The organism is Pleomorphomonas sp. JP5, assembly GCF_023721815.1.
Lineage (GTDB): Bacteria > Pseudomonadota > Alphaproteobacteria > Rhizobiales > Pleomorphomonadaceae > Pleomorphomonas.
The window spans coordinates 212812-236809 of sequence record NZ_JAMDLI010000022.1 but is presented as its reverse complement, the minus strand read 5'-3'; the positions used below and the strand labels follow the sequence as shown (position 1 = coordinate 236809).

Here is a 23998-nt window from a genome sequence, read left to right as displayed (position 1 = left end):
GAAAGCACCACCACGTTCGGGCGCCGTCCCTCTCCTGACATGGAGAGGGACGGCGCGCCGCCGACATCCTTACTTGAAGGAGAGGAACTTGGTCAGATGCTCGTTGGACGGGTTGGGAGCAAAGCCCTGCACCTTGTTGGAGACGAGCCAGGTGGACGCATGGACCATCAGAGGCGCCAAGGCCTGTTCGTCCATGGCGATACGTTCGGCATCGTGCAGGATCTGCAACCGCTTCGCCGCATCGCGCTCCTCATAGGAGGCATTCATCAGCTCGTCGAACTTCTCGTTCTTCCAATGACCGTAGTTGAAGCTGGTATTGGTCGAGATCAGCAGGTTCAGGAAGTTCTCCGGATCGGCATAGTCAGCGGTCCAGCCGGCGCGCGCCACGTCGAAGGCGCCGCCTTCCTGAAGGTAGGCATAGTGCGACTTCACGTCGAGGTTCTGGATGGTCACCTCGGCGCCGATCGCCTTCCACATGTCGGCGATCGCGGTCGCGACCTTCTTGTGGTTGTCGTTGGTGTTGAAGCGAATGTCGACCTTGAGCGGCTTGCCGCCCTCGCCGTAGCCGGCTTCCTTGAGCAGTTCCTTGGCCTTGTCCTCACGGTCGAGCTGGTCGAGATCGGCCCAGCTGACGGTCGCCGACTCATAGCCAGAAATGCCCGGCGGCACGAAGGAATAGGCCGGCATCTGCGTGTTGGAGAAAATCTTCTCCGAGAGGAACTCACGATCGACGGCCATGGAGAAGGCTTGACGAACCCGAGCATCGTCGAACGGCGGCTTGCGGCTATCGAAAACGTAGTAGTAGGAAGCAAGGTCCGAGAAGGCCAGAACCTGATCCTTGCCCAGCTTGTCCTGCAGGAACTTCATCTGGTCGGTCTGGAAGTTGTAGACGAGATCAAGCTCGCCGGCCTCGAACATACGCTCCGTTGTCGCCTGGTCTTCCGACGGATTATAGATGATCTTGTCGATCTTGACGTTGGCCGCGTCCCAGTACTTGTCGTTCTTGACGGCAGTGATGTGGTCGTTGGGCACGTTCTCCGTCATGCAGAAGGCGCCGTTGCAGACGATGTTGCCCGGCTTGACCCACTCACCGCCGAACTTCTCGATGGTCCAGCTTGGAACCGGCAGCGCTGCGTAATGGGCGAGCAGCTCGATGAAATAGGGAGTTGGACGTTCGAGCGTGATCTCAAGCGTCTTGGTATCGATGGCCTTGACGCCCAGCGTGTCGACCGCCGCCTTGCCGCCATTGATCGCTTCGGCATTCTTGATCGGGTACAGAATGTTGGCGTACTCGGCTGCCTCCTTCGGATCCTCCATCCGGCGGTAGGCGAACACGAAGTCATCGGCCGTCACCGGCTTTCCGTCCGACCAGTTGGCGTCCGCGCGCAGCTTGAACGTATAGACCGTTCCGTCGTCGGACAGCGTCCAGCTTTCGGCAACGCCCGGAATGACCTTGCCATGCGGATCGTAGATGGTGAGCCCCTCGAACATGTCGCGGACGATAAAGCCCTCGACGTCGATCGAAATATGCGCCTGATCGAGCGTCTGCGGTTCGCCGCCATTACCGCGGCGAATGACGACCTCGGCGAGCGATGGCGTCGCCAGAACCGCCAGCATCGAGCCGGCGATCAGCGTCGCCGACAATGCACGAAATACACGGGGGGTGTTCATTCTTTCGAGCCTCCTGCCTAAAGTCGCGGCGACCGGACGAGAGACCGCCGATCGCCGAAAGAACTGTTTTTCTTTGGTTTGTTTTCCAGTGGTCCAAAGCGCCCTTCTTGCTGCCTGGCGCCGCCGGTCTTGGTTCTTTTTTCTTGATCCGCTCTCAATTCCCGGGTCGATGCTGGGCGATCCAATGCCATGCGATGTCGATGCGGCGCGGTACCCAGACCTTATCATGCGACAGAACGTAGTCCAGAAAGCGCTGAAGCGCGGCGACCCTGGCCGGTCGTCCGACGAGGCGGCAATGCAAGCCGACGTTCAGCATTTTCGGACTGCCGTTCCGGCCTTCCTCATAGAGGACGTCGAACGCGTCCTTGAGGTAGGTGTAGAACTGATCGCCCGAGTTGAAGCCTTGATTTGTCGCAAACCGCATATCGTTGGTGTCGAGCGTATACGGAATGATGAGGTGCGGCCCGTTGGGGCCCTCGACCCAGTAGGGCAGATCGTCGGCATAGGAGTCCGACGAGTAGAGGAAGCCGCCCTCCTCGATCGCCAGCTCGTTCGAGTGGATCGAGGCGCGGCCGGTATACCAGCCGAGGGGGCGTGATCCCGTCACTTCCTCGTGGATGCGGATCGCCTCGAGCATATGCTCGCGCTCGGCTTCCTTGGTGTAGTCCTTGTAGTCGATCCACTTGAGGCCGTGACTGGCAATCTCCCAGTCCGCCTCCTTCATGGCCGCGACGACCTCCGGATTGCGCGCAAGCGCGGTGGCGACGCCGTAGACCGTCACCGGCACCGCGCGCGAGGTGAACAGGCGGTGCAGCCGCCAGAAGCCGGCGCGCGAGCCGTATTCGTAGATCGACTCCATGTTGGCGTGCCGCTGGCCCGGCCAGGGCTGGGCGCCGACGATCTCCGACAGGAAAGCCTCGGAAGCGGCATCGCCATGCAGGATGCAGTTCTCGCCGCCCTCTTCGTAATTGACGACGAACTGAACGGCGATGTTGGCGCCATCAGGCCAGGCCGCGTCGGGAGGGTTGCGGCCATAGCCAACCATGTCGCGGGGATAGGTCTTGTCGATCATGTCGCATCACCTCGTCTGGTTGCCGGGCGGCCGGCGACGGACGCCGGGAAAGCGGATCAGCGGCAAGACCGGCTCAGGGCGCAGTCTCGTCGTCCGGAAAGGGACCGCCAACGTCAAGTGTCAGCTCGTCTTCCTTGGTGCCATGCGTGCGCGCCAGCCGATTCCAGGAGCGCCAACCAAATGGAATATAGGCGAGATAAAGAATGGTCAGAATGCTGAGAACGTGGAACGGGTAGCTGACCAGAAGCATGGCCAGAATGACGACGCCAATCAGGATCGGCACCACCCACTCCCGCCGGAGACCGCCGTATTTCTTGCCCGAGAAGGTGGGCACGCGGCTGACCATCAAGGCGGCGATCAGCACCACGTAGGCGACCACCGCCGGCGCCGCCGCCTGCGGCACGTCGATACCGACACGATCGACATAGACAGGCAGGAGCACAGCCAGCGCACCGGCCGGAATGGGGACGCCGGTGAAGAAGTTGGCCTGCCAGGCGGGCTTGTCCTCGCCCAGCATGGTGTTGAAACGCGCGAGGCGAAGGGCCCCCGCTATGGCGAACAACACCACCGCCACCCAACCGAAGGAGTTGATGTCGTGGAAGTTCCAAACGAACAGAAGCAGCGGCGGCGCGACGCCGAAACTCAGGAAATCGCTGAGGGAGTCGAGCTCCGCCCCAAACTTCGAGGTAACGCCCAGATAGCGGGCCAGCCGACCGTCCAGACCGTCCAGCACGGCGGCGATCAGGATCGCATAGACCGCCATGTCGAAACGGCCTTCGAAGCCCATGCGGATCGAGGTAAGCCCCGCGCAAAGCGACAGAAGCGTCACGAGGTTGGGGATCACGCTGCGGATCGGAATGCGGCTCAGCCGCCTCGGACGCTCAACAGCCTCCGGATCCGGATCGAAAGGCGGGAAAAGTCCAGGCATCGTTTTCCGCCTCAGGCTACGCGCACGAAGGGAGACTTGGTCGTGCCGTCGATATCGGCAAGCACCGTCTCGCCGGCAATCGCCCGAGCCCCTTCGGACACCAGCGCCGTCGCCGTCGCCGGAAGATAGACATCGACGCGCGAGCCGAAGCGGATCAGCCCGAAGCGGTCACCGACGGTCAGGCTCTCGCCCTCGCGCGTGAAGGACAGGATGCGGCGCGCGATCAAGCCGGCGATCTGAACCACGCCGACGACGCGACCATCCGGCCGCTCGATGACGAGGCCGTTGCGCTCGTTGTCCTCGCTCGCCTTGTCCAGCTCGGCGTTGAGGAACTTGCCGGCCTTGTAGGCGATGCGCACCACGCGACCGGTGACCGGCGCGCGGTTCACATGGACATCGAACACGTTCATGAACACGCAGATGCGCAAAAGCGGCTCGGGACCGAGGCCAAGCTCGCGCGGCGGCACGGCCAGCCCCACGGCGGAGATCCGACCGTCGGCCGGCGAGATGACCAGCGAGTTCGACACCGGCGTCACCCGTACGGGATCGCGGAAGAACAGCGCGCACCAGATGGTGAGCGCAAGTCCGATCCAGAACAGTGGCTCGAACAGCCAGCCGAGCAGCACGGTGCCCGCCAGGAAAACCAGGATGAACTTGTGCCCCTCCGGGTGGATCGGCGGCACGGCGTTCTGGATCGACTTGAGCACCGACATGATATTCAGCCCGTAAAACTGCGTGGAAACCCGCTGACAGAAACGGACTTTTCGCACGAAAGAGCGACACATGCAAAGCCGGTTGCCACTGCACGCCGGTTGTTCACACCGCTTTCAATAGAAAGATGGCCGTCGGAACAGCGGTTCCGCCGGCCATACGAGCAGAATTGGAAGACGGTCGTTTTTCGACGATCGCCGTCGGATCAGGCGGGCAATGGATCGGTGCCGACCGGCTTTCCGGTCTCCGCGCGCAGGAGGTAAAGCGACGCGCCGACGATCATCAAGGCTCCCACCCAGAGGTAGCCATCGGGCGCGTAGGCGAACACCAGCCAGCCGGCCAGCGTGTTGAGCGGCAAGCGCACGTTGTCGAACGTCTGGAGGTAGGACGCGTCGGCGCGCGCGTAGGCGAGGGTCAGGAGATACTGCGCGGCAGCGGTCAGCGCAGCAAGCGCCACGATCACCCAGAGCACCGTGCCCCCCGGAAGCGCGAAGGCCGCCCCGGCATCGAACCCGGTCGAGGTGAAAAGGAAGGCGGCGTTGATCGGCGTGAGAAGCGCCAGAAGATAAACGGTCACCGACTCCGGCCGCTCCACGGCGGCGAGCTGCTTGGTCATCACCGACGAGCCCGCCCACATCGCCGCCGCGCCAAGCGGCAACAGGCTGTAGACGGAGAAGCTGTCCGACCAGGGCGCAAGAATCAGCATTCCGCCGACGAAGCCGACGACAGTGGCCAGCGCGCGATGAGGGCCGATGTGCTCGCCAAGGATCAGCCGGGCCGCCACGATGACGATGAAGGGCGATGTCATGTCGATCGCCACCACCTGGGCGATCGGCACGCCGGCCGCCAATGCGCCAACGAAGAACTGCACGCCAAGCGTCGCGAAAATGACGCGGACGACATGCGCAACAGGATGGGCGGTGCGGAAGGCCCCTGCCCCGAGCTTCAGGAGCATCGGCAGGAAGAAGACGAGCGACAGCCCGTATTGCCAGAAGGCCAGCGCCTGCGAAGAGAAGTGATAGGTGCCTGTCACCCACTGGGTGAGCACGTTGATGGCGGCGAAGACAACGCCGGCGGCCACCATATAGGTCGCCCCGAGCACGGGAAACGACCGGGTCTTGTTCGGGCTCTGATTCAAGGTACGGGTCCTTAAGAAAAAGGAACGACGCGGAATCAGGGCGATGGGTCATGGAGACAATCGGTCGCGATCGGCTGAGGCCGGCCGCGAACGGGATTTTCAGCACACCCTTCTCTTTCATCCGGACTATACCGTCGGCTCCGGAATCCAACCGGATCTGCTGACCTCCCGCCGTGAGGCTGGAGCGCTCGCGGGCTAGACGACTTTCGCCGCCATTACCGCCGGTGGGGAGTTTCGCCCCGCCCCGAGAATGGTGTCGGAGTGGAAACCCACGCCGACGAGTTGGACTTTAGTCCACGAAGCCCCGGAAATCAAAGGCGACACATCGTTTCCATCTGCATGACAGTCATGTTCTCCGACATGTGAACGGCGTCCTCTCGACCCGTGGCCCGACTTCGGCGATAACCCGGGCGAAATACGAGAAAAACATGCTCATCCCGCTGATCGTCGCCTGTGCCCTCTTCATGGAAAACCTGGACAGCTCGGTGGTCTCCACCTCGCTGCCGCAAATCGCCCTCGACCTTGGCGTCGATCCCATTTCCCTGAAGCTTGCCTTCACCAGCTACCTCATTTCGGTCGCCGTCTTCCTGCCGATCTCCGGGTGGGTCGCCGACCGCTTCGGCGCCCGCACCATCTTTCGCCTGGCCATCATGGTGTTCGTGACCGGCTCCGTGCTCTGCGGCCTGTCTTCGTCGCTCGAGGGCTTCGTCGCCGCACGCGTCGTACAGGGCGCCGGCGGCGCCATGATGGTGCCGGTCGGACGGCTGGTAATGCTGCGCTCGGTGAAGAAGTCGGATTATCTGCGCGCCATGAGCTGGCTGACGGTTCCGGCGATGATCGGGCCGGTGCTAGGGCCGCCGCTCGGCGGTTTCATCACGACCTATTTCGAGTGGCGCTGGATCTTCTGGATCAACATCCCGATCAGCGTCGTCGGCCTGATCCTGGTCAGCATCTTCATCCAGAACTACAAGGAAGAAAACCTTCCGCCGCTCGACACACGCGGCTTCATCCTCTCCGGTATCGGGCTCGCAGGCTTCGTCTTCGGCATCGCCGCGAGCGGCATCGGCGTGCTGCCGTCCTGGATCGACATCGCTCTCATCATCGTCGGCGCCGCCTCGCTCTACGGCTACGGTCGCCATGCCTTGCGGACGCCCGAACCACTGATGGACCTGTCGCTCTTCCGCCTGCCCACCTTCCGCGTCTCCGTGCTCGGCGGTCTTCTGTTCCGCATCGGCGTCGGCGCCATCCCCTTCCTTCTTCCGTTGATGCTGCAACTCGGCTTCGGCATGTCGCCCTTCGAAAGCGGCATGCTCACCTTCGCCACCGCCGCCGGCGCAGTGCTGATGAAGTTCACCGCGCCACGCATCGTGCGGGCATGGGGCTTCCGGATGGTGCTGATGGTCAACACGCTGTTCACCACCGTCTTCCTGCTCGCCATCGTCTCCTTCACCAAGAACACGCCCCATGCCGCGATCTTCACGGTATTGCTGATCGGCGGCTTCTTCCGCTCATTGCAGTTCACCGCTCTCAACGGTCTCGCCTTCGCCGAGATCGACAATCGGCGCATGAGCCACGCCACGTCGATCTCCTCCGTCGGTCAGCAGATCTCGGCCGCCCTCGGTGTCGCGGTCGGCGCCGCCGCCCTCGAAATCACCCGGTCGATGCGCGGCGACATGGCCGTGCTGCCCGGCGACTTCGTGCCGGCCTTCCTGGCTTTGGCGGTAATCGGCCTTCTCTGCATCCCGATCTACGCCCGCATGTCGCCAAGCGCCGGCGCGGAGGTCTCGGGCCATCGCGCTCAAGCCGCCGAGTGATCGTCAGTTCAGCCGGGTCGTGGGATCGATGTGGGCGCCTGTCCAGCGGGCGCCGGCCCAGGGGCGCCACCATCGATATCTCGGATCGATCGTCTCCGGCACGGGATCGAAGCCCGACGAGCCCCACGGGTTGCAGCGAAGGATGCGGGCAAGCCCCATCCATCCGCCAGCCCACAGACCGAAGCGACCGATAGCTTCGTCCGTATAGCTGGAGCAGGTGGGAAGATGGCGGCATTGCTGCCCCATCAGCGGCGACAAGACGACCTGGTAGACGCGGATCAGCGCACGACCGACAAGCCGCCCCGGCGTCGCCCGACGCGGGGGTGGGCTCGAGATGACGCCGCGCGCCTCGTCCGCATGCCGTTTTCCGCATCCGCACATGATTGGTCCCTCAGCCGCCAGCACGCGCCGCAGCGATATCGTCGAGGCAGGCGACGACCGCCTCGAACACCAGCATGGTCGAGGCATGCCGCGCCTTGAAATCGCGTACCGGCTCCAGGCAACTCAGCTCGGCGAAGCGCCCTGTCGGTGGCGGAGCGCCCTCCTTCAGCATGGCGAGCATCCCGTCTCGCGTCTGCCTGAGTTCGGCCGTCGTGGCGCCGACGACATGTTTGGCCATCACCGAGGCGGCCGCCTGCCCCAACGCGCAAGCCTTCACCTCATGGGCATAGTCGGCGACGACATCTCCCTCCACGCGAAGGTCGACCGTGATCTTCGATCCGCACAGACGCGAATGGCGTGTCGCCGTGGCGTCCGGCGCTGCCAGCCGACCAATGCGGCCGATGTTGCCTGCTAGGTCAAGAATGCGCGCGTTGTAGATCTCGTCGAGCATGCTGTCCCCTTCGGCGGGCAAGCCGGGCTTATCGTTCCGGGGAAGTGCCTGCCACTTTGAACTCCCGCCCCTGGCGCGTATATAGGCCTGAGACGGCGCCGCCGCCAAGCGCGGCAACGACGAAGGGCTGTCGCGGCGGCCGCCACTCGGGCGCGCGGCCCCAGGAAGGACCAAGCATGGACGATGCCATCTTCACCGCCGGCTCTCGCAAGATCCACCGCCCCAGCCGAGAAGAAGCCGAGGCCGCCGTGCGGACGCTGATCGCCTATGCCGGCGAGGACCCTGAGCGCGAAGGGCTGCGCGACACGCCGAAACGCGTCGTGAAGGCCTATGCCGAGCTGTTTTCCGGCTACGGCCAAACCGACGAGGAGGTGCTGGATCGCATCTTCACGGAAGTGGCCGGCTACGAGGAACTGATTCTCGTCCGTGACATCCCCTTCTACTCCCATTGCGAGCACCACATGGTGCCGTTCATCGGCAAGGCGCACATCGCCTACTATCCAACGACGGGAGTCGTCGGCCTGTCCAAGCTTGCCCGCATCGTCGAGATGTATGCGCGGCGCTTGCAGACGCAGGAGACGATGACCGCCCAGGTCAGCAATGCCATCGACAAGGTTCTGAAACCACGCGGCGCGGCCGTTCTCATCGAGGCCGAACATCTCTGCATGACCATGCGTGGCGTTCAGAAACCCGGCGCCTCGACGGTGACAGCCCGGTTCACCGGCTGTTTCAAGACCGACCCCAGCGAACAGGCCCGCTTCATGATGATGGTGCGCGGCGACAGCAAGTGATCGAAACATGACCTCCGAGACGAGACTGTTCCCCCTCCCCGGCGACAAGGCGTCGCTTGAGGCCGGCAACGTGCTGACCCCGCGCTTCGGCGCGGACGGAACCATCGCCTGCGTCACCGTCGATGCCGACAGCGGCCAGGTTCTGATGGTCGCCTACATGAACGCCGAGAGCCTCGCACTGACCATCCAAACCGGCGAAGGCTGGTACTGGAGTCGCTCGCGCGGCGAGCTCTGGCACAAGGGCGCCACCTCGGGCAACGTGCAGAGGGTCGTGGAGCTTCTGACCGACTGCGACCAGGATGCGCTGGTCTTGCGTGTGCGCGTGGACGGCGCTGGCGCGACCTGCCACACGGGTCAGGTTTCCTGCTTCTACCGGAGCGTGCCTCTCGGCCAGAAGGCGGCTGACGGTCCGGTGCGGGTCGAGCATGTCGGTGGCGAACGCCGCTTCGACCCGGAAGCGGTCTACGGCCACAAGCACTGACCGCGAGCTCTTCCAGAAGGACCTCAGACCGTCAGATTGTGGCTTTCATCGCCGAAGCTGAACTGGATGCCGGCCTCCTCGGCGCGTGCCCAGGCGATCACGCCATCCAGCACCATCTTTTGCGAGGGAATGCGGACGATCACCGTATCCCCTGGTTCGAACAGCTTTCCGACGGTGCGAACCCGGCAGCCGCTATGGCTGATATTCTCGACAATGCAGGCAACATCGCGCGGATCGGATTGAACGAGAGCCGGCCAATGACAGTTCAGGCGTTCGGCTCGCCGCTGCTCACCGACCCTGACATTGGGGTTGCGCAGGCGAGCGATCAGCTCCGCCATTTCCCCCTTCGACAATTTTTGGCTTCTGTGCACGTCGGGAAATCCGTCATTGGCAACAATTCTAGATAGAACGCCGCCCGTTAATCCTTCGTTTCCCTAGTTCAGCCACCTCAAGCCGGCAAACCGGGAAATCCAGGATTTGCATCGACGCGCGCGGCGAGGTTATCTTAAGGACAAACCCCTATCGAGCGCCGACTCGTCCGTTCATGCCCCAATCGCTTTCGCTGCGTACCATCGACACACTGGCGGCCGTCGACAAGGCCGCCTGGGATGGCCTTGCCAACCCCGGCTGGGAGACCGGCCCACGCGGCGCCATACGCTGGCAAGGCGACGGATCGCCCGCTCCCTACAACCCTTTCGTGAGTCACGACTTCCTGCTTGCCTGCGAAGAGTCGGGATGCGCGACAGCCGAGACCGGCTGGTTGCCGAGCCATCTGTTGCTTGAAGACGAAGAAGGCCGCCTCGTCGGCGCCGTTCCAGCCTACCTGAAAGGGCATTCGGCCGGCGAGTATGTGTTCGATCATGGCTGGGCGGACGCGTGGGAGCGAGCCGGTGGCCAGTATTACCCGAAGCTCCAGTCATCGGTCCCCTTCACGCCGGTCAGCGGTCCGCGTCTCTTCGCTGCCGATGCTGCAACGCGCCAGGCCCTCGCGCGCGGCATGAAGCTCGTCGCCGACCGCTACGAGCTGTCGTCCGCTCATGTGACATTCGTCGACGAGCAAGGGGCCACCGCTCTGGCCGCCGAGGGCTGGCTCGAGCGGCTGGACCAGCAATTCCAGTTCCGCAACGACGGCTATCAAAGCTATGACGACTTCCTCGGCCGCCTCGCTTCCCGCAAGCGCAAGGCGCTGAAACGCGAGCGGCGGGAAGCGCTTCAGGACGGCATCACCATAGAATGGGCAACCGGCAGCGACCTGACGGAAGCCCATTGGGACGCTTTCTTCGCCTTCTACATGGATACGGGCGCACGCAAGTGGGGTACGCCCTATCTCAACCGCCTCTTCTTCTCTTTACTCTCGGAGAAGATGGCCGACCGTGTTCTGCTCGTCATGGCGCGTCGCGCCGGCCGCTATATCGCTGGCGCTCTCAACCTTATCGGCTCCGATCGGCTCTACGGGCGCAACTGGGGCGCCATCGAAGACCACCCCTTCCTGCATTTCGAGGTCTGCTACCATCAGGCCATCGACTATGCCATCGAGCACCGCCTTGCGGTGGTGGAGGCCGGCGCCCAGGGCGAACACAAGCTCTCGCGCGGGTATCTGCCGGAGACCACCCGCTCGGCCCACTACATCGCCGATGAAGGCTTCCGCCGGGCAGTCGCCGACTATCTGGTCCGCGAGAAGCGAGCCGTGCTCAATGCCGAGACGGCTCTTGAAGGTTTGGGACCTTTCCGTCGCGGCCCATTGCAGGAACGGGATTGACCGGCCGGACGCGAGGGACCACTTTTCGCCCCGACAAATCCTTCCGGGAGAGCATGATGACCGCTTATGACGCCGACAACATCTTCGCCAAGATTCTGCGCGGCGATATTCCCTCGTACAAGGTCTACGAGGACGACGACACCCTCGCCTTCATGGATGTCATGCCGCAGTCGGACGGTCACACGCTGATTCTGCCCAAGACGCCGGCGCGCAATATTCTGGACGTGGATCCGGACGTGCTCGCCAAAGTCGTCAAGGTCACACAGAAGATCGCCAAGGCAGCCGTGAAAGCCTTCGAGGCCGATGGCGCAGTCGTCATGCAGTATAACGAGGCGCCGGCCGGCCAGACCGTCTTCCACCTGCATTTCCACGTCGTGCCGCGCTACATCGGCACGCCGCTCCGCCCGCATACCGGCAAGATGGCTGACGGAACACTGCTCGCCAGCCAGGCCGAGAAGCTCAAGGCCGCTTTGGCCGAGTAAGCGCTACCCTCACACGTTCTCGCGGTCGAAGGCGGCCCGCGCCGCCTCGATCTCGCCGCGCGTCCTGACCGCCCAGTCGACAAGTCCGGCCAGCGGCACCGTCAACGACCGGCCGAGGTCGGTCAGCCTGTACTCGACCGCCGGTGGGGTGGTCGGATACACTTTTCGCGCCACGTAGCCATCGCGCTGAAGATCGCGCAGCGTCTGCGTCAGCATGCGCTGGGAGATGTCGGGAATAGCGCGCTTCAGCTCGCCGAAGCGATGCGGCCTGAGCGCCAGCGTCAGCACCATCAGAGTGCTCCACTTGTCGCCGATGCGGTCGAGAACCCCACGGACCGGGCAGTTGTCGAAACTCGGCTCGTCCCCGAGAGCGCGCTGAAAGCCGTCGAGCATGGCGTCGACCTCGCCTGAAATCATCGTCGTCACCGGTTCCCTCCAAGTAACTAACGCAGGGCAAACTGCCGTCTTGTCCGCTGGGATATGGGCTCTATCTTAGGCCTGATCTCACAATGAGACAATGTAGTCACGCAGGAACAAGGAGCAATCATGGGCGAGAAACTGATGGTCACCGGCGCCGCCGGCAAACTTGGCCGAAGCGTCGTCAAACACCTTCTCGACGAGTTCGGCGTTGCACCCTCCAGTCTCGTCGCCGGCACCCGCGAGCCGAGCAAGTTGGCCGACCTGGCCGCGCGTGGCGTCGAAGTGAAGGCTGTCGACTTCAGCAAGCCGGAAACACTCGTCCCGGCCTTCACCGGTATCGATCGGCTGCTCATCGTGTCGACGGACGCGATCGGAAACCGCCTCGCCGGACACAAGGCGGCGGTTGCGGCCGCGAAGGATGCGGGCGTCAAGGGTATCGTCTACACCTCCGCCCCGAACCCGCATGGCGCAAACCACCCGCTTTTCTTCGCTGGCGAACACGCGGGCACGGAGACGGCCATCTTCGACAGCGGCCTTCCCTACCGCATCCTGCGCAATCACTGGTACCACGAGAACCTGTTCATGAGCCTGCCGGCGATCCTGAAGCAAGGCACCTGGTACACCTCCGAGACGCCGGGTACTCGGGTCACCCGCGTCGCCCACGAGGATTGCGCCCGCGCCGCCGCCGCGGCTCTGACGCTGGCCTGGTCCGACGACAAGGCCATCTACGACATCACGAGCGACGAGGCCTTGACCACGGAGGAAGTCGCCAGCCTGGCTTCGAGAATTCTTGGCAAGCCGATCGACGTGGTCCGACTGTCGCCTGATTCCCTGGCCAGCGGCATGAAAGCGGCAGGCGTACCGGACTTCGTGATCCAGCTGACGCTTTCCATGGACGCGACCAACAGCGCCGGCCTGCTGTCCGGGACGTCCAAGGCCGTTGAGGAACTGACCGGCCGCAAGCCGCGCACGCTCGCCAGTTTCTTCGAAGACAACAAGGTTGCCCTGACGGCATGAGCGGGAGGGAGGCGCCAGCAAAAGGCGCCTCCAGCCACGAAAGCAAAGCGTCAGGCGTCCGGATCGAATCCCTCGAACACCAGTTGGGCGCCAAAATCCGTCGCCGCTTGACGCTCCTCCGATTTGCGGATCGTCCATGCCGTAATCGGCAGGGCCAACTCGTCGCGAACACGGCAGCTGACATCATTGCCGAGAAGCTTGACCCAGTAGCTCACGAACTGGAACTTCGACCAGGAGTGATGCGACAGCGTAGCCAGTACGTCCTGTCGGACGAAGCGATACTGGTTGTAGTCCTTGGCGCTGGACGCATCGTCGGCGACGATGCCGCGCGGCAGCTCTGGCGCGATCTCCGCAAGATCCTGAATCTGGCGCGGATCGAAGGATTCGACCACCACCGGCCCGCCATAGGTGGCAAGCTCGCGGGCCGTCGCCTCAACGAGGGCCCGTTGCCGCTCGGTGAAGTAGCTTTTGATCTCGATGACGAGACCGGTCCGTCCCCCCACGAGATCGAGCACCTCCCGCAGCGTCGGGATCCGATCCTCGGTGCCGACCATGGGAATCGCCTTGAGCTCGGCCATCGTCCGGCCTTCCACCGGGCCCGCGCCGGTGGTCAGGCGGTCGAGCACGTCATCATGGAAGACGTAGACGACGCCATCGGCGGAAAGATGGACATCCATCTCCATAGGAAACCCCGCCCGCGCGGCAGCGTCGAATGCCGAGAGCGTGTTCTCGATACGCCCGACCTTCGAATCATGCAGCCCCCGATGGGCGATCGGGCGGGCGGACAGCCAGGAAAAATCCGTCATTTGTCTCAGGAAACCTCGATGATGGCGTCGATCTCCACCGCGACGCCGAGCGGCAGGGCCGCGACACCGACGGCTGTGCGGCTGTGCTTGCCCTTTTCGCCCAGCACATTAGCGAAGAGATTTGACGCTCCGTTGACGACCTGCGGCTGATCGGTGAAGTCCGGAGCGGAATTGACGAAGGCGTTGAGGCGAACGATGCGAGCGATGCGATCGAGATCGCCGACAACCGCCTTCACCTGCGCCAGGATGTTCAGGGCGCAAAGCTCGGCCGCCTTCTGACCGCCAGCCACGTCGACATCGACCCCGAGCTTGCCGGTGACGGCCGCGCCGGCCGCCGTCTTGGAAATCTGCCCGGAGACGAACAGCAGGTTACCGGTGCGAACGTAAGGCACATAGTTGGCGACGGGGGCAATCGCCTCCGGCAGCGTCAAGCCAAGGCCATTGAGCGCGGATTCGACGGAACTGGTCATTTTCGGAAACCTCCATTCTGAGTGCGTGGAGTCATGCCCCATAGAGACGGTCGGCGCAACTCGTCGAACCAAGGTGCCGGTTGTACCTGAGATTGAGCGGACCGAACGCGTCCCCATATCGCCGTTCGCCCCTCGGCAAGCGGAGGTCGGAAACGCGCCCGCTTTCAGCCCCCCCCTTAACGGCCAGTTCACTCAACTCAGGCAACAATCGTCCCGCTTCGGCAGGCGTGCGCTCTCGCCGCTATCCTGGAGACTGCCTTTTGGAGTTGGGACTTGTCGAACAGGATACGTGGTACCCTTCGAGTCCTTTCCATATACAGATACTCAACGAAGCCATTTTGAGACGTCGGGGATCCCCATGATGAACTCGCTTTTCCGATCGGCGGCGATCGCCTGCGTCTTTGCGGGGTCGGCCGCGCCAGCGCTGGCCGGAGGTCTGGTGCCGCACCGCGTTGCCTACGATCTTGCTCTCGAGAGCAACACCCAGATGAGCGACTTCGCCGTCAACATGAAGGGACGAATGGTCTACGAGTTCACCGGTGACGCTTGCCAGGGATATACGGTCAACTTCCGTTTCGTCCTGGAAACCGGCGACAGTGAGGGAAACTCGGCGATCACCGACCTGCGCAACCGGAACTTCGAAAGCGGCGACGGCCGAAGCTTCGACTTCCGCTCGCAGACCTTCGTCAACGAGGTCCAGACAGAGGACGTCAACGGTGCAGCCGTCCGTGATGGCGACAAGGTCGACGTCAAGCTCAAGCTGACCGAGGACGCCGAGTTCACCATCGACAAGCCGGTGATGTTCCCGACCGCCCAGCTCATCAAGACGATCGCCGAGGCCGAGAAGGGCACAACCGTCTTCTCCGACGACATCTACGACGGCTCGGACGGCGGCCAGCACGTGTTCCACACGTCGACGGTCATCGGCTCCCCCCGGACCACGCCGCCCGACGAAAGCGAGAAGGCGATCGGCAACTTCCGGCGTTGGCCGGTGACGGTTTCCTATTTCGGAACCGAGGCCGGTGGCGACCAGCCGCCGGACTATTCGATTTCATTCGATCTGTGGGAGAACGGCGTTTCCTCAAAGATGCGCCTCGACTACGGCGACTTCGTCCTGAGCGGCAAGATCGTCCACCTGGAACTGCTGCCCGAGACGGCTTGCGCCAAGACGACGACACCATCCGCCAGTGCGCCCGATGCCACGACGCCTCCGACCAAGGACGAACCCGCCGTGGCCCCTCCGGCCAAGCCGGAAAGTGATGGCGCCTCGGTCGAGCAGCCGAAGGTCGACACACCGGCAAAGACCGAAACGCCCCCCTGCCGACAAGGCCCCGACAGAGCCTGCCTCCCCTGAGCCGAAGACGGGCGAGTGACGCCTATCCGATCGTCCGCTTCGAGTGGCGCAGGAACAGACCGAGGGCAGTCAGCATCAGAACGGCGGCAATGAAGAACGACACGTCCGGGCTGCGGATCGGCGAGGCTTCCGAGAGGAAGTAGCCGAAGGCTTGGGTGTAGAAGATCGCGCCGGCCAGCATGGCAAGGTTCATCAGGGCGGAGATACCGCCCTGCAATGCGCCCTGCGTATCCTCCGGCACGGCCTTCGACATCAGCGCCGACAGCATCGGATGCGCGAAGCCTTCCACGGCGTTGAGCACCAGCATCACGACGACGATCCCCGTCGTAGGCGACAGGGCGAACCCGATGCAGGTCGCCGCCGCGCCGGCAAGGCCGACCGCCGCCATCCGCTGTTCACCCCAGCGGGCCACTGCCGGACCTGTACCGAAACCTTGCAGAAGCGCCACGGTGAGACCGGAGGCGGCGAGCGTCAGGCCGACCGTGGTTCCGGGCCAGCCGAATTTCGCCATGCCCCAGAACGGCCATATCGCCGCATAGATCGAGGTGCCGAAGAAAAAGATCGTCAGTACCCAGGCGTAAGGCAAAACGCCGGCATACCGGCCGAAGACAGCAAGCACACCGAGCGGATTGGCTTCGCGCCAGTGAAAGGCGCGGCGGTTCTCGCGAGGAAGCGTCTCCGGCAGCGCAAAGACACCGAACAGGAAGTTGACGCCGGCCAACACAGCCGCGCACCAAAAAGGCACACGGGTTCCGAACTCGCCGAGCAGCCCGCCGATCGCCGGCCCAAGCACGAAGCCGAGACCGAAGGCAGCCGTCATCCGGCCAAAGGAGCGGGCGCGATTCTCGGGCGAGCTGACGTCGGCAAGGCAGGCACCGGCAATGACGTGCGAGGAGCCGCAGACACCGGCGATCAGCCGGCCGACGAACAGCCAGAGTATCGTCGGCGCCAGAGCCTGAACGACATAGTCGACGGCAAGACCGGAAATCGCCAACAGCAAGAGCGGCCGACGACCCAGACGATCGGACAGGGCGCCGGCAAGCGGTGCGAACACGAACTGAGCCAGGCTGAACACGGCAAACAGCCAGCCGCCAATCCGGGCGGCGTCATCAAGCCCGGTATGCCCGACTTCTTCGATCAGACGAGGCAACACGGGAATGATCAGGCCGAAACCGACCACGTCGAGAAATACGGCGACCAGAGCGAAAACGGTGGCCCGGCGCGCTTGGGAGGCGCCAATCGGGGTAGAGCGATAGGAGGGACTCATCTGCGGCGTCCTGGAAACTCAGGCGGCGGACTATAGGCAGCCCGACGCCAAAACATGTCCGCAGCAGCATCGGCAACGCCGACTCCCTTCCTGTGCCTCAAAGCAAAAAAGGCACCCGGTCGGGTGCCTCTTGCGTGGATCTTCCGTCCAGGCCGGGCGCCCTGCGGCGCATCCGGCCGAACCGGATCACTTGATCTTGGATTCCTTGAACTCGACGTGCTTGCGCGCGACCGGGTCGTACTTGGTCTTGGTCATCTTCTCGGTCATCGTGCGGGAGTTCTTCTTGGTGACGTAGAAGTACCCGGTGTCGGCGGTCGAGACGAGCCGGATCTTGATGGTCGTTGCCTTGGCCATGGCATCCGATTCCTTGTGCTTGTTGACGGTGACAGCCAAAGCGGCTGGACGCCCCACGCGGGAAGCGTCGTTCGTTCGGCGCGCACCCTAGTCGAAAGCGCCTGAAAGTCAAGATGAGCTTGTCGAACCTTCGACGCCAGGTTCGGGTACCTTGCGGATGCGCCGAAAGGCAAAAACGGCGTAGCCAACGAGGATAAGAGCCGTCACCACGACGAGCCCCTGCGGCCCCATGGCGTCCATTCCGATCCCGGTCGCCGCCGGCCCGGCAAGCATGCCGACGGAGTACATGAAGATGAACGCCGCGTTGGCCGATGCGAGGTCGCTTCCGGACAGGCGCGCGCCCAAATGGGTCAGCCCCACGGCATAAAGACCGGCCACCAGCCCTCCCCAAAGGCCGATCGTGACCATCAGAAGGAGCATGTTCGACGACACGGCGGCAACAAGCAAGGCCGAGGCGATGCCGCCCAGCGCGATGTATAGAAGCAAGCGTCGCCGATCCATGCGGTCGGACAGCATGCCGAGCGGCAACTGGGCGACGATATTGCCGACCGCCACGGCCATCACCAGCAGCGCCGCCACCTGCTCGCTGTAACCGAGACGAAGTCCGTAGACCGGCGAGAAGCTCATCACCGACGATTCGACCGCGCCAACCGTGAACGCCGCGAAGGTGGCGAGCGGCACCACGGTGAGGAAGTGCAGGAAATTTCCTCCCTTGCCCTCGTGCATCGGCGGATCGGCCCGGAAGCCGGCAATGATCGGCAGGATCGAGAGGGCCATCAAGCCCGTGCCGATGGCAAATGGCAGCCATCCCTCCGAACCGACGAGACTCAGGATCGCCGGCCCCACCGCGAACCCTATGGACAGGATGGTGGCGTAGACGCCCATCACGAAGCCGCGCTTCTCGGCCGGCGCCAGCGCGTTGATCCAGAACTCCGAGACGATGAACGCCGTGTTGAGGCAGAGCGAGAAGACGAACCGCAGCACGAACCACACGACGATCGAATCGAAGACGTAGAAAAGCGGGAAGGTGAGCGTGCCGAGCACCACGGCGATCAGCAACACCCAGGCTGCTCCGAACCGGCGCGTCAGCACCGGCACGAAGGGCGTGCTGAGAATCGCAGCGACGCCGGCGGCCGTCGTCACGAGGCCGATCACCGAGCTCGAGTGTCCACGCTGCTCGAGGATGACGGCCAGAAGCGGCATGCCAAGCGAAAGCGAGGTACCGACCGCCGAGATCGCCCCGATCGCGGCGGCAAGGCCGGCAACGCGGCGCCGGTCGAAACGGTCGTCGGAGAACAATGTCATGTGGGCTGTCCGAAAGAGGGCCTAGCCTTCTAGCGGACGCCAGCCGTAAATCCAATCCATGTTGTCGGCCAGCCGCTCGGCGCCGATGAGGCGCATGCCGAGATTGCGCGCCTTCGCCGGCACCCCGCCAAGATGATAGATGACGCCGTTGCGCCGCGCGGCGGCCGCCACCTTGTCGGTACGCGCCTTGCGTCCCTCGGCGAAGACGCCAAGCCGGTCTTCGACGTCATCGCCCAGGCCGGACGCCAACACCCCGGCCAGGACGCGCGCATCCTCGATCGCCATCGCCGCGCCCTGCGCCACGAAGGGCGGCATGCCGTGAACGGCATCGCCGATCAGCACTGTCCGCCCCTTGGTCCATGGCGTATCGCGCGGCGCCTCGCAAAGCGCCCACTTTCGCCAGCTATCCGGCATGGCGATCAGCTTTCTCGCCGGTTCCGGCCATCCCTCGAAGGCCGCCTGGATCTGCGCTGGATCGCCCGACACATCCCAGCCATCCTCGTTCCAGGCATCGTCGATGGCGGCGACGAGATTGATCTCGCGCCCGGCATCGATGGCGTAATGGACGAGATGCGCATGGCGACCGAGCCAAAGGCCCGTCTCGTTGTGCCGGAAAGACTGGGCGAAGAAGCCCTCCGCCTTGAAGGTGGCTCGCCAGGCGGTTCGCCCGGTATAGCGGGCGGGACCGCCGCCAACGACCGTCTCGCGCACAGTTGAACGGACGCCGTCGGCACCGACCAGAACACTTCCCTCAAAGCGAACCGGCTGGTCCGCTTCCATCCCTTCGATCACGACGCCGGCCGCATCCACATCGATGGATGAGATCTGGACGCCGAGATGCAGCGTGACCCTTGGCTCCTGCTCGACGGCGGCCAGCAACGTGCCCTGCAGGTCGGCGCGGTGGATGACGATATAGGGCGCACCGTAGCGCTCGACCATCGCCTCTCCGAGCGGCATGCGCACAATGAGGCGACCGCTCGCTCCGTCGCGTATGCTCACCGCCTCCGGACGAATGCCGGTGGCATCGAGCGCCGAGCCCAGACCGAGATGAAAGAGAATCGATGACGCGTTGGGCGAAAGCTGGAGGCCCGCCCCCACCTCTCTCAGCTCTTGCGCCTTGTCGATCACGATGACCCGCACGCCGGCTCGCGCAAGACACAACGACAAAGTGAGGCCGGCTATTCCGGCCCCGACCACCACCACCGGTAAGTGATCCGGCATAGCTCCATCCTTGGCGTGGGTCAGGCCGCTTTCGGCTGCCACGCGGCGTCTTTGGGTTCCGACTCGGTCGCCTTGAGCGACGGATCGTAGCGATAGACGGTCGAGCAATAGGCGCAGACCACCTCGGCGTCATCTCCCATTTCCAGGAAGATATGCGGATGGTCGAAGGGCGGCTTGGCGCCGATGCACATGAATTCCTTCGCGCCAATCCGGATGGTCGTCACCCCGGCGTCGTTGGCGAAATGAGGAACGAAAGCGTCGGCCATGCACGATACCCTTGTTTAAAGTCCTGACTTCGGGAAGCATACCGGCAAGATGACAGCAAGAACAGTCCCTTTGCAGCGAAAGCGGCGGGACTTTGCGTGTTGGCGCCAACGGTGCGACGGAGGTTTGTTCGTGACGCGTTTTTCGACCGTCGATGGCGAGTTCGCCTATATCGACAAGGGGAGCGGCCAGCCGGTCGTGTTCGTCCACGGCTTTGCCTCCAATGCCCACGTCAACTGGCTCGATACCGGCTGGATCGACAGGCTCGTTCAGGAGGGCTACCGGGCAATCGCCCTCGACAACCGAGGGCATGGCGACTCGGTCAAGCTTCACGATGCCGCGGACTATCGTCTCGAGAAAATGGCAGGAGACGTCCTGGCGCTGATCGACCACCTCGCTCTTCCACGCGTGAGGGCCATTGGCTACTCGATGGGCTCCCGCATCCTGCTCGACTTCGCAAGCCGCCACTCCGACCGCCTGGAGCAGTTGGTGCTCGGCGGCATCGGCGGCACCATGGCGAAGGCCGGCCTCGACCGGGAGCCCATCGCAGCCGCCCTTCTCGCTCCGACACTCGAAGATGTCGCCGACCCGGTTGGTCGCGGTTACCGCCAGTTCGCCGAACAGACCCGGTCGGACAGGCAAGCACTCGCTGCCTGCATACGAGGCTATGGCCGCCCCGTAGAGACCAGCGAGACCGAACGCATCGCCGTACCGACATTGGTCGCCGTGGGCACCAAGGACGCGGTCGCCGGGTCGGCTACCGAGCTGGCCAAGATGATTCCCGGCGCGGACGTGCTCGACATTCCCAACCGGGACCATATGCGGTCCACCGGTGACAAGGTCTTCAAGGAAGGCGTCATGACCTTCTTCGCCCGATGAACGAAAAAAGCGGCGCGACCTCTCGATCGCACCGCCTGTTCATCGAAACACGGCCGTCAGCCGCCAATCATCACTCGGCCTTGGCACTCTGCTTCGGGCTGCGCTTGCGCGGTTTCGGCGACACGGGCGCATCGGCGACCTTGGCATCGACTTCCTCGACCTTGCGCTTCAGCGCCGGATCGGGAAGGCAGTCGAGCTTGAGACCAACTTCGCCGGCCTCGTTGGTCTCGACCGACACCTTGACGGTGCCGCCCTTCTTGAGCACGCCGAACAACACCGCGTCGGCGAGCGGACGCTTGATGTGCTCCTGGATGACACGACCAAGCGGCCGGGCGCCCATGTGCTCGTCATAGCCCTTGGTCGCCAGCCACTCGATGGCCGCGTCATCCAGCTCGAAGGTGACGTTGCGATCGGCCAGCTGGGCCTCAAGCTGCATGACGAACTTCTGAACCACAGAGCGCACCACTTCCGGCGGCAGAGCACCGAACGGAATGATGGCATCGAGGCGGTTGCGGAACTCCGGGGTGAACATGCGGTTGATCGCCTCGGTGTCGTCCCCCTCGCGACGCGACCGATTGAAACCGATCGGCTCGCGGGAGAGATCGGCGGCGCCGGCGTTGGTCGTCATGATCACGATGACGTTGCGGAAGTCGACCTGCTTGCCGTTGTGGTCGGTCAGCTTGCCGTGGTCCATCACCTGCAAAAGGATGTTGAACAGATCCTGATGCGCCTTCTCGATCTCGTCGAGCAACAGCACGCAGTGCGGATGCTGGTCCACGCCATCGGTCAGAAGACCGCCCTGATCAAAGCCGACGTAGCCCGGAGGCGCGCCGATCAACCGGCTGACGGTGTGCCGCTCCATATACTCCGACATGTCGAAGCGCAGGATCGGAACGCCCAGGATCGAAGCGAGCTGACGCGCAACCTCGGTCTTGCCGACGCCCGTCGGGCCGGAGAACAGGTAGTTGCCGATCGGCTTCTCGGGCTCCCGAAGTCCGGCGCGGGCCAGCTTGATCGCTGACGACAGGGCGGCGATCGCCTTGTCCTGACCGTAGACGACGCGCTTGAGGTTGGTCTCCAGGCTCTCCAGCACCTCGGCGTCGTCCTTGGACACCGACTTCGGCGGGATGCGGGCCATGGTCGCGATGGTCGCCTCGATCTCCTTGACGCCGATCACCTTCTTGCGCTTGCCCTCCGGCAGCAGCATCTGGCTGGCGCCGGTCTCGTCGATCACGTCGATCGCCTTGTCCGGCAGCTTGCGGTCGTTGATGTAGCGCGCGCTGAGCTCCACCGCCGACTTGATGGCGTCCTGAGTGTAGCGAACCTTGTGGAACTCCTCGAAATACGGCTTGAGTCCCTTCAGGATATCGATGGCGTCGTTGACCGTCGGCTCGTTGACGTCGATCTTCTGGAAGCGGCGCACCAGCGCCCGATCCTTCTCGAAGAACTGGCGATACTCCTTGTAGGTGGTCGAGCCGATGCAACGAACGGTGCCGCTGGACAGCGCCGGCTTCAAAAGGTTCGACGCATCCATCGCGCCACCGGAGGTCGCGCCCGCGCCGATCACCGTGTGGATCTCGTCGATGAACATGATGGCGCCGGGATAGTTCTCGATCTCCTTGACCACCTGCTTGAGGCGTTCCTCGAAGTCGCCGCGATAGCGGGTTCCCGCCAGAAGCGCGCCCATGTCGAGGGCGAAGATGGTCGAGTCCTTGAGGACACCCGGCACGTCGCCGTCGACGATGCGGCGAGCGAGGCCCTCGGCGATCGCCGTCTTGCCCACGCCGGGATCGCCGACATAGAGCGGGTTGTTCTTCGAACGGCGGCACAGCACCTGAATGGTGCGGGCGATCTCGTCGGCCCGCCCGATCAGCGGATCGATCTTGCCCTTCAGCGCCTTCTCGTTGAGGTTGACGCAATAGGCATCGAGCGCGTCGGCCTTCTTCTTCTCGGCCGCCTGCCCGCCGTTCGGCGGCGTCTCCTGCGAGGGCGTTTCCTCATCGACGCCGCGCGTCGCCCGGCTCTCGCTCATGCCGGCGCGCTTGGCGATGCCGTGGCTGATGTAGTTGACGGCGTCATAGCGCGTCATGTCCTGCTCTTGCAGGAAGTAGGCGGCGTGGCTTTCGCGCTCGGCAAAGATCGCGACGAGCACATTGGCGCCGGTCACCTCGTCGCGCCCGGACGACTGGACATGGATCACCGCACGCTGGATGACGCGCTGGAAACCGGCGGTGGGCTTCGCCTCTTCGCCAAGCTCCGTCACGAGGTTGTCGAGCTCGGTGTCGATGTACTCGACGAGATTGCGCTTCAGGACATCGAGATCGACCGAGCAGGCGCGCATGACAGCGGCGGCGTCGGGATCTTCAACCAGAGACAGAAGCAGGTGTTCGAGCGTCGCGTATTCCTGACGGCGCTCATTGGCGAATGCGAGGGCCTGGTGAAGGGCTTTTTCGAGACTGCGCGAGAAGGATGGCACGATGGACCCTCACTTTTTTTCCATGACGCACTGAAGCGGATGCTGATGGCGGCGCGCGAAGTCCATAACCTGTGTCACCTTGGTCTCGGCGACTTCATAGGTGTAGACACCGCACTCCCCCACCCCATGATGGTGGACGTGCAACATGATCTGGGTTGCCTCTTCACGCCCCTTGTTGAAGAAACGCTCCAGGATGTGCACCACGAATTCCATCGGCGTGTAATCGTCGTTCAGGATTAGAACGCGATACATGCTCGGTCGTTTGGTCTTGGTCAGAACCTTGGATGCTACTCCGGTTCCCGAGTCAGACCCGTTCCCACTCTCCCCGTCATCGTCGTCGGCCGACAGGACCGAACGTCGCGTCTTGTCTTCCATCCACCCCGCGGTCCATCGGTCAGCCACGCAAAGAGCATCGGGCAGACCGAAAGCAAGATCCGCCGGTACCGTTCCCGTCACGCCAACCTGAACCGCCTCGACCACGTTTTC

The 23998-nt window shown here is 63.7% G+C and carries 26 protein-coding genes and 1 riboswitch; of the genes, 8 read left to right on the top strand and 18 right to left on the bottom strand.

Features of this window, described 5'->3' with window-relative positions:
* Nucleotides 1–69: 69 nt before the first annotated feature.
* The 5 genes from M4J40_RS20495 to M4J40_RS20475 form a co-directional block, all read right to left on the bottom strand.
* Nucleotides 70–1671: a peptide ABC transporter substrate-binding protein gene (locus tag M4J40_RS20495; protein WP_251756271.1), complete on the bottom strand. Its 1602-nt coding sequence runs from the start codon at nucleotides 1669–1671 to the stop codon at nucleotides 70–72.
* 154 nt (nucleotides 1672–1825) lie between these two features.
* Complete coding sequence (gene puuE / locus M4J40_RS20490; protein ID WP_251756270.1) at nucleotides 1826–2743, bottom strand: allantoinase PuuE; 918 nt, start codon at nucleotides 2741–2743, stop codon at nucleotides 1826–1828.
* Nucleotides 2744–2816: 73 nt separating this feature from the next.
* Nucleotides 2817–3671 carry a CDP-diacylglycerol--serine O-phosphatidyltransferase gene (gene pssA / locus M4J40_RS20485; RefSeq protein ID WP_251756269.1) on the bottom strand — a complete coding sequence of 285 codons (855 nt, stop codon included), beginning with the start codon at nucleotides 3669–3671 and terminating at the stop codon, nucleotides 2817–2819.
* Between the two features lie 11 nt (nucleotides 3672–3682).
* Nucleotides 3683–4384, bottom strand: coding sequence for a phosphatidylserine decarboxylase (locus M4J40_RS20480; protein WP_251756268.1), 702 nt, complete (start codon nucleotides 4382–4384; stop codon nucleotides 3683–3685).
* 203 nt (nucleotides 4385–4587) lie between these two features.
* The gene (locus M4J40_RS20475) at nucleotides 4588–5520 is read right to left on the bottom strand and encodes a DMT family transporter (protein ID WP_251756267.1); all 933 of its coding nucleotides are present in this window, start codon (nucleotides 5518–5520) and stop codon (nucleotides 4588–4590) included.
* 105 nt (nucleotides 5521–5625) lie between these two features.
* Nucleotides 5626–5776, bottom strand: a riboswitch (FMN riboswitch).
* A 172-nt stretch (nucleotides 5777–5948) separates the two neighbouring features.
* On the opposite strand from M4J40_RS20475, the gene M4J40_RS20470 reads away from it, so the two are divergent.
* Nucleotides 5949–7334, top strand: a complete 1386-nt coding sequence (locus tag M4J40_RS20470) for a DHA2 family efflux MFS transporter permease subunit (RefSeq protein ID WP_251756266.1) — start codon at nucleotides 5949–5951, stop codon at nucleotides 7332–7334.
* A gap of 3 nt (nucleotides 7335–7337) precedes the next feature.
* Here the strand turns inward: M4J40_RS20470 and yidD are convergent, their stop codons facing one another.
* Both yidD and M4J40_RS20460 read right to left on the bottom strand, forming a co-directional pair.
* Nucleotides 7338–7715: a membrane protein insertion efficiency factor YidD gene (gene yidD, locus M4J40_RS20465; RefSeq protein ID WP_251756265.1), complete on the bottom strand. Its 378-nt coding sequence runs from the start codon at nucleotides 7713–7715 to the stop codon at nucleotides 7338–7340.
* Between the two features lie 10 nt (nucleotides 7716–7725).
* Nucleotides 7726–8166, bottom strand: a complete 441-nt coding sequence (locus M4J40_RS20460) for an iron-sulfur cluster assembly scaffold protein (protein ID WP_251756264.1) — start codon at nucleotides 8164–8166, stop codon at nucleotides 7726–7728.
* A 176-nt stretch (nucleotides 8167–8342) separates the two neighbouring features.
* Between M4J40_RS20460 and folE the strand changes: the two genes are divergently transcribed.
* The gene (gene folE / locus M4J40_RS20455; RefSeq protein WP_251756263.1) at nucleotides 8343–8957 is read left to right on the top strand and encodes a GTP cyclohydrolase I FolE; all 615 of its coding nucleotides are present in this window, start codon (nucleotides 8343–8345) and stop codon (nucleotides 8955–8957) included.
* A gap of 7 nt (nucleotides 8958–8964) precedes the next feature.
* The gene (gene hisI, locus M4J40_RS20450; protein ID WP_251756262.1) at nucleotides 8965–9438 is read left to right on the top strand and encodes a phosphoribosyl-AMP cyclohydrolase; all 474 of its coding nucleotides are present in this window, start codon (nucleotides 8965–8967) and stop codon (nucleotides 9436–9438) included.
* Nucleotides 9439–9461: 23 nt separating this feature from the next.
* Here the strand turns inward: hisI and M4J40_RS20445 are convergent, their stop codons facing one another.
* Complete coding sequence (locus M4J40_RS20445) at nucleotides 9462–9776, bottom strand: PilZ domain-containing protein (protein ID WP_251756261.1); 315 nt, start codon at nucleotides 9774–9776, stop codon at nucleotides 9462–9464.
* Nucleotides 9777–9982: 206 nt separating this feature from the next.
* On the opposite strand from M4J40_RS20445, the gene M4J40_RS20440 reads away from it, so the two are divergent.
* Together M4J40_RS20440 and M4J40_RS20435 are read left to right on the top strand one after the other, a co-directional pair.
* Complete coding sequence (locus tag M4J40_RS20440; protein ID WP_251756260.1) at nucleotides 9983–11197, top strand: GNAT family N-acetyltransferase; 1215 nt, start codon at nucleotides 9983–9985, stop codon at nucleotides 11195–11197.
* Nucleotides 11198–11253: 56 nt separating this feature from the next.
* Nucleotides 11254–11679 (top strand): HIT family protein, encoded by a 426-nt coding sequence (locus tag M4J40_RS20435; RefSeq protein WP_251756259.1) that lies wholly within the window; start codon nucleotides 11254–11256, stop codon nucleotides 11677–11679.
* Between the two features lie 9 nt (nucleotides 11680–11688).
* Here the strand turns inward: M4J40_RS20435 and M4J40_RS20430 are convergent, their stop codons facing one another.
* Complete coding sequence (locus M4J40_RS20430; protein ID WP_251756616.1) at nucleotides 11689–12072, bottom strand: helix-turn-helix domain-containing protein; 384 nt, start codon at nucleotides 12070–12072, stop codon at nucleotides 11689–11691.
* 153 nt (nucleotides 12073–12225) lie between these two features.
* Here M4J40_RS20430 and M4J40_RS20425 point away from each other — a divergent pair, with 153 nt between their 5' ends.
* A complete protein-coding gene (locus M4J40_RS20425) occupies nucleotides 12226–13116 on the top strand; it encodes an NAD(P)H-binding protein (RefSeq protein WP_251756258.1) in 891 nt (296 codons plus the stop codon).
* A 50-nt stretch (nucleotides 13117–13166) separates the two neighbouring features.
* On the opposite strand, the gene M4J40_RS20420 is transcribed toward M4J40_RS20425, so the two are convergent.
* Entirely contained in the window at nucleotides 13167–13922 is a 756-nt protein-coding gene (locus M4J40_RS20420; RefSeq protein ID WP_251756257.1) for a glycerophosphodiester phosphodiesterase family protein, read from the bottom strand.
* 5 nt (nucleotides 13923–13927) lie between these two features.
* Nucleotides 13928–14392, bottom strand: a complete 465-nt coding sequence (locus M4J40_RS20415) for a RidA family protein (protein WP_251756256.1) — start codon at nucleotides 14390–14392, stop codon at nucleotides 13928–13930.
* A gap of 358 nt (nucleotides 14393–14750) precedes the next feature.
* On the opposite strand from M4J40_RS20415, the gene M4J40_RS20410 reads away from it, so the two are divergent.
* Complete coding sequence (locus M4J40_RS20410) at nucleotides 14751–15746, top strand: EipB family protein (RefSeq protein WP_251756255.1); 996 nt, start codon at nucleotides 14751–14753, stop codon at nucleotides 15744–15746.
* A gap of 22 nt (nucleotides 15747–15768) precedes the next feature.
* Here the strand turns inward: M4J40_RS20410 and M4J40_RS20405 are convergent, their stop codons facing one another.
* The 5 genes from M4J40_RS20405 to M4J40_RS20385 all read right to left on the bottom strand — a co-directional run bounded on the left by M4J40_RS20405 (nucleotide 15769) and on the right by M4J40_RS20385 (nucleotide 20159).
* Nucleotides 15769–17013, bottom strand: a complete 1245-nt coding sequence (locus M4J40_RS20405; RefSeq protein ID WP_251756254.1) for an MFS transporter — start codon at nucleotides 17011–17013, stop codon at nucleotides 15769–15771.
* A 186-nt stretch (nucleotides 17014–17199) separates the two neighbouring features.
* On the bottom strand, nucleotides 17200–17367 hold the full coding sequence (gene rpmG / locus M4J40_RS20400) for a 50S ribosomal protein L33 (protein ID WP_026782960.1): 168 nt from the start codon (nucleotides 17365–17367) through the stop codon (nucleotides 17200–17202).
* Between the two features lie 108 nt (nucleotides 17368–17475).
* Nucleotides 17476–18672, bottom strand: a complete 1197-nt coding sequence (locus tag M4J40_RS20395) for an MFS transporter (RefSeq protein WP_251756253.1) — start codon at nucleotides 18670–18672, stop codon at nucleotides 17476–17478.
* A gap of 21 nt (nucleotides 18673–18693) precedes the next feature.
* Entirely contained in the window at nucleotides 18694–19893 is a 1200-nt protein-coding gene (locus tag M4J40_RS20390; RefSeq protein ID WP_251756252.1) for an FAD-dependent monooxygenase, read from the bottom strand.
* 20 nt (nucleotides 19894–19913) lie between these two features.
* The gene (locus M4J40_RS20385) at nucleotides 19914–20159 is read right to left on the bottom strand and encodes a zinc-finger domain-containing protein (RefSeq protein ID WP_251756251.1); all 246 of its coding nucleotides are present in this window, start codon (nucleotides 20157–20159) and stop codon (nucleotides 19914–19916) included.
* 130 nt (nucleotides 20160–20289) lie between these two features.
* Between M4J40_RS20385 and M4J40_RS20380 the strand changes: the two genes are divergently transcribed.
* A complete protein-coding gene (locus M4J40_RS20380) occupies nucleotides 20290–21036 on the top strand; it encodes an alpha/beta fold hydrolase (protein ID WP_251756250.1) in 747 nt (248 codons plus the stop codon).
* 70 nt (nucleotides 21037–21106) lie between these two features.
* On the opposite strand, the gene clpA is transcribed toward M4J40_RS20380, so the two are convergent.
* Together clpA and clpS are read right to left on the bottom strand one after the other, a co-directional pair.
* The gene (gene clpA, locus M4J40_RS20375) at nucleotides 21107–23512 is read right to left on the bottom strand and encodes an ATP-dependent Clp protease ATP-binding subunit ClpA (RefSeq protein ID WP_251756249.1); all 2406 of its coding nucleotides are present in this window, start codon (nucleotides 23510–23512) and stop codon (nucleotides 21107–21109) included.
* A gap of 9 nt (nucleotides 23513–23521) precedes the next feature.
* A complete protein-coding gene (gene clpS / locus M4J40_RS20370; protein WP_251726801.1) occupies nucleotides 23522–23887 on the bottom strand; it encodes an ATP-dependent Clp protease adapter ClpS in 366 nt (121 codons plus the stop codon).
* Between the last annotated feature and the right edge of the window lie 111 nt (nucleotides 23888–23998).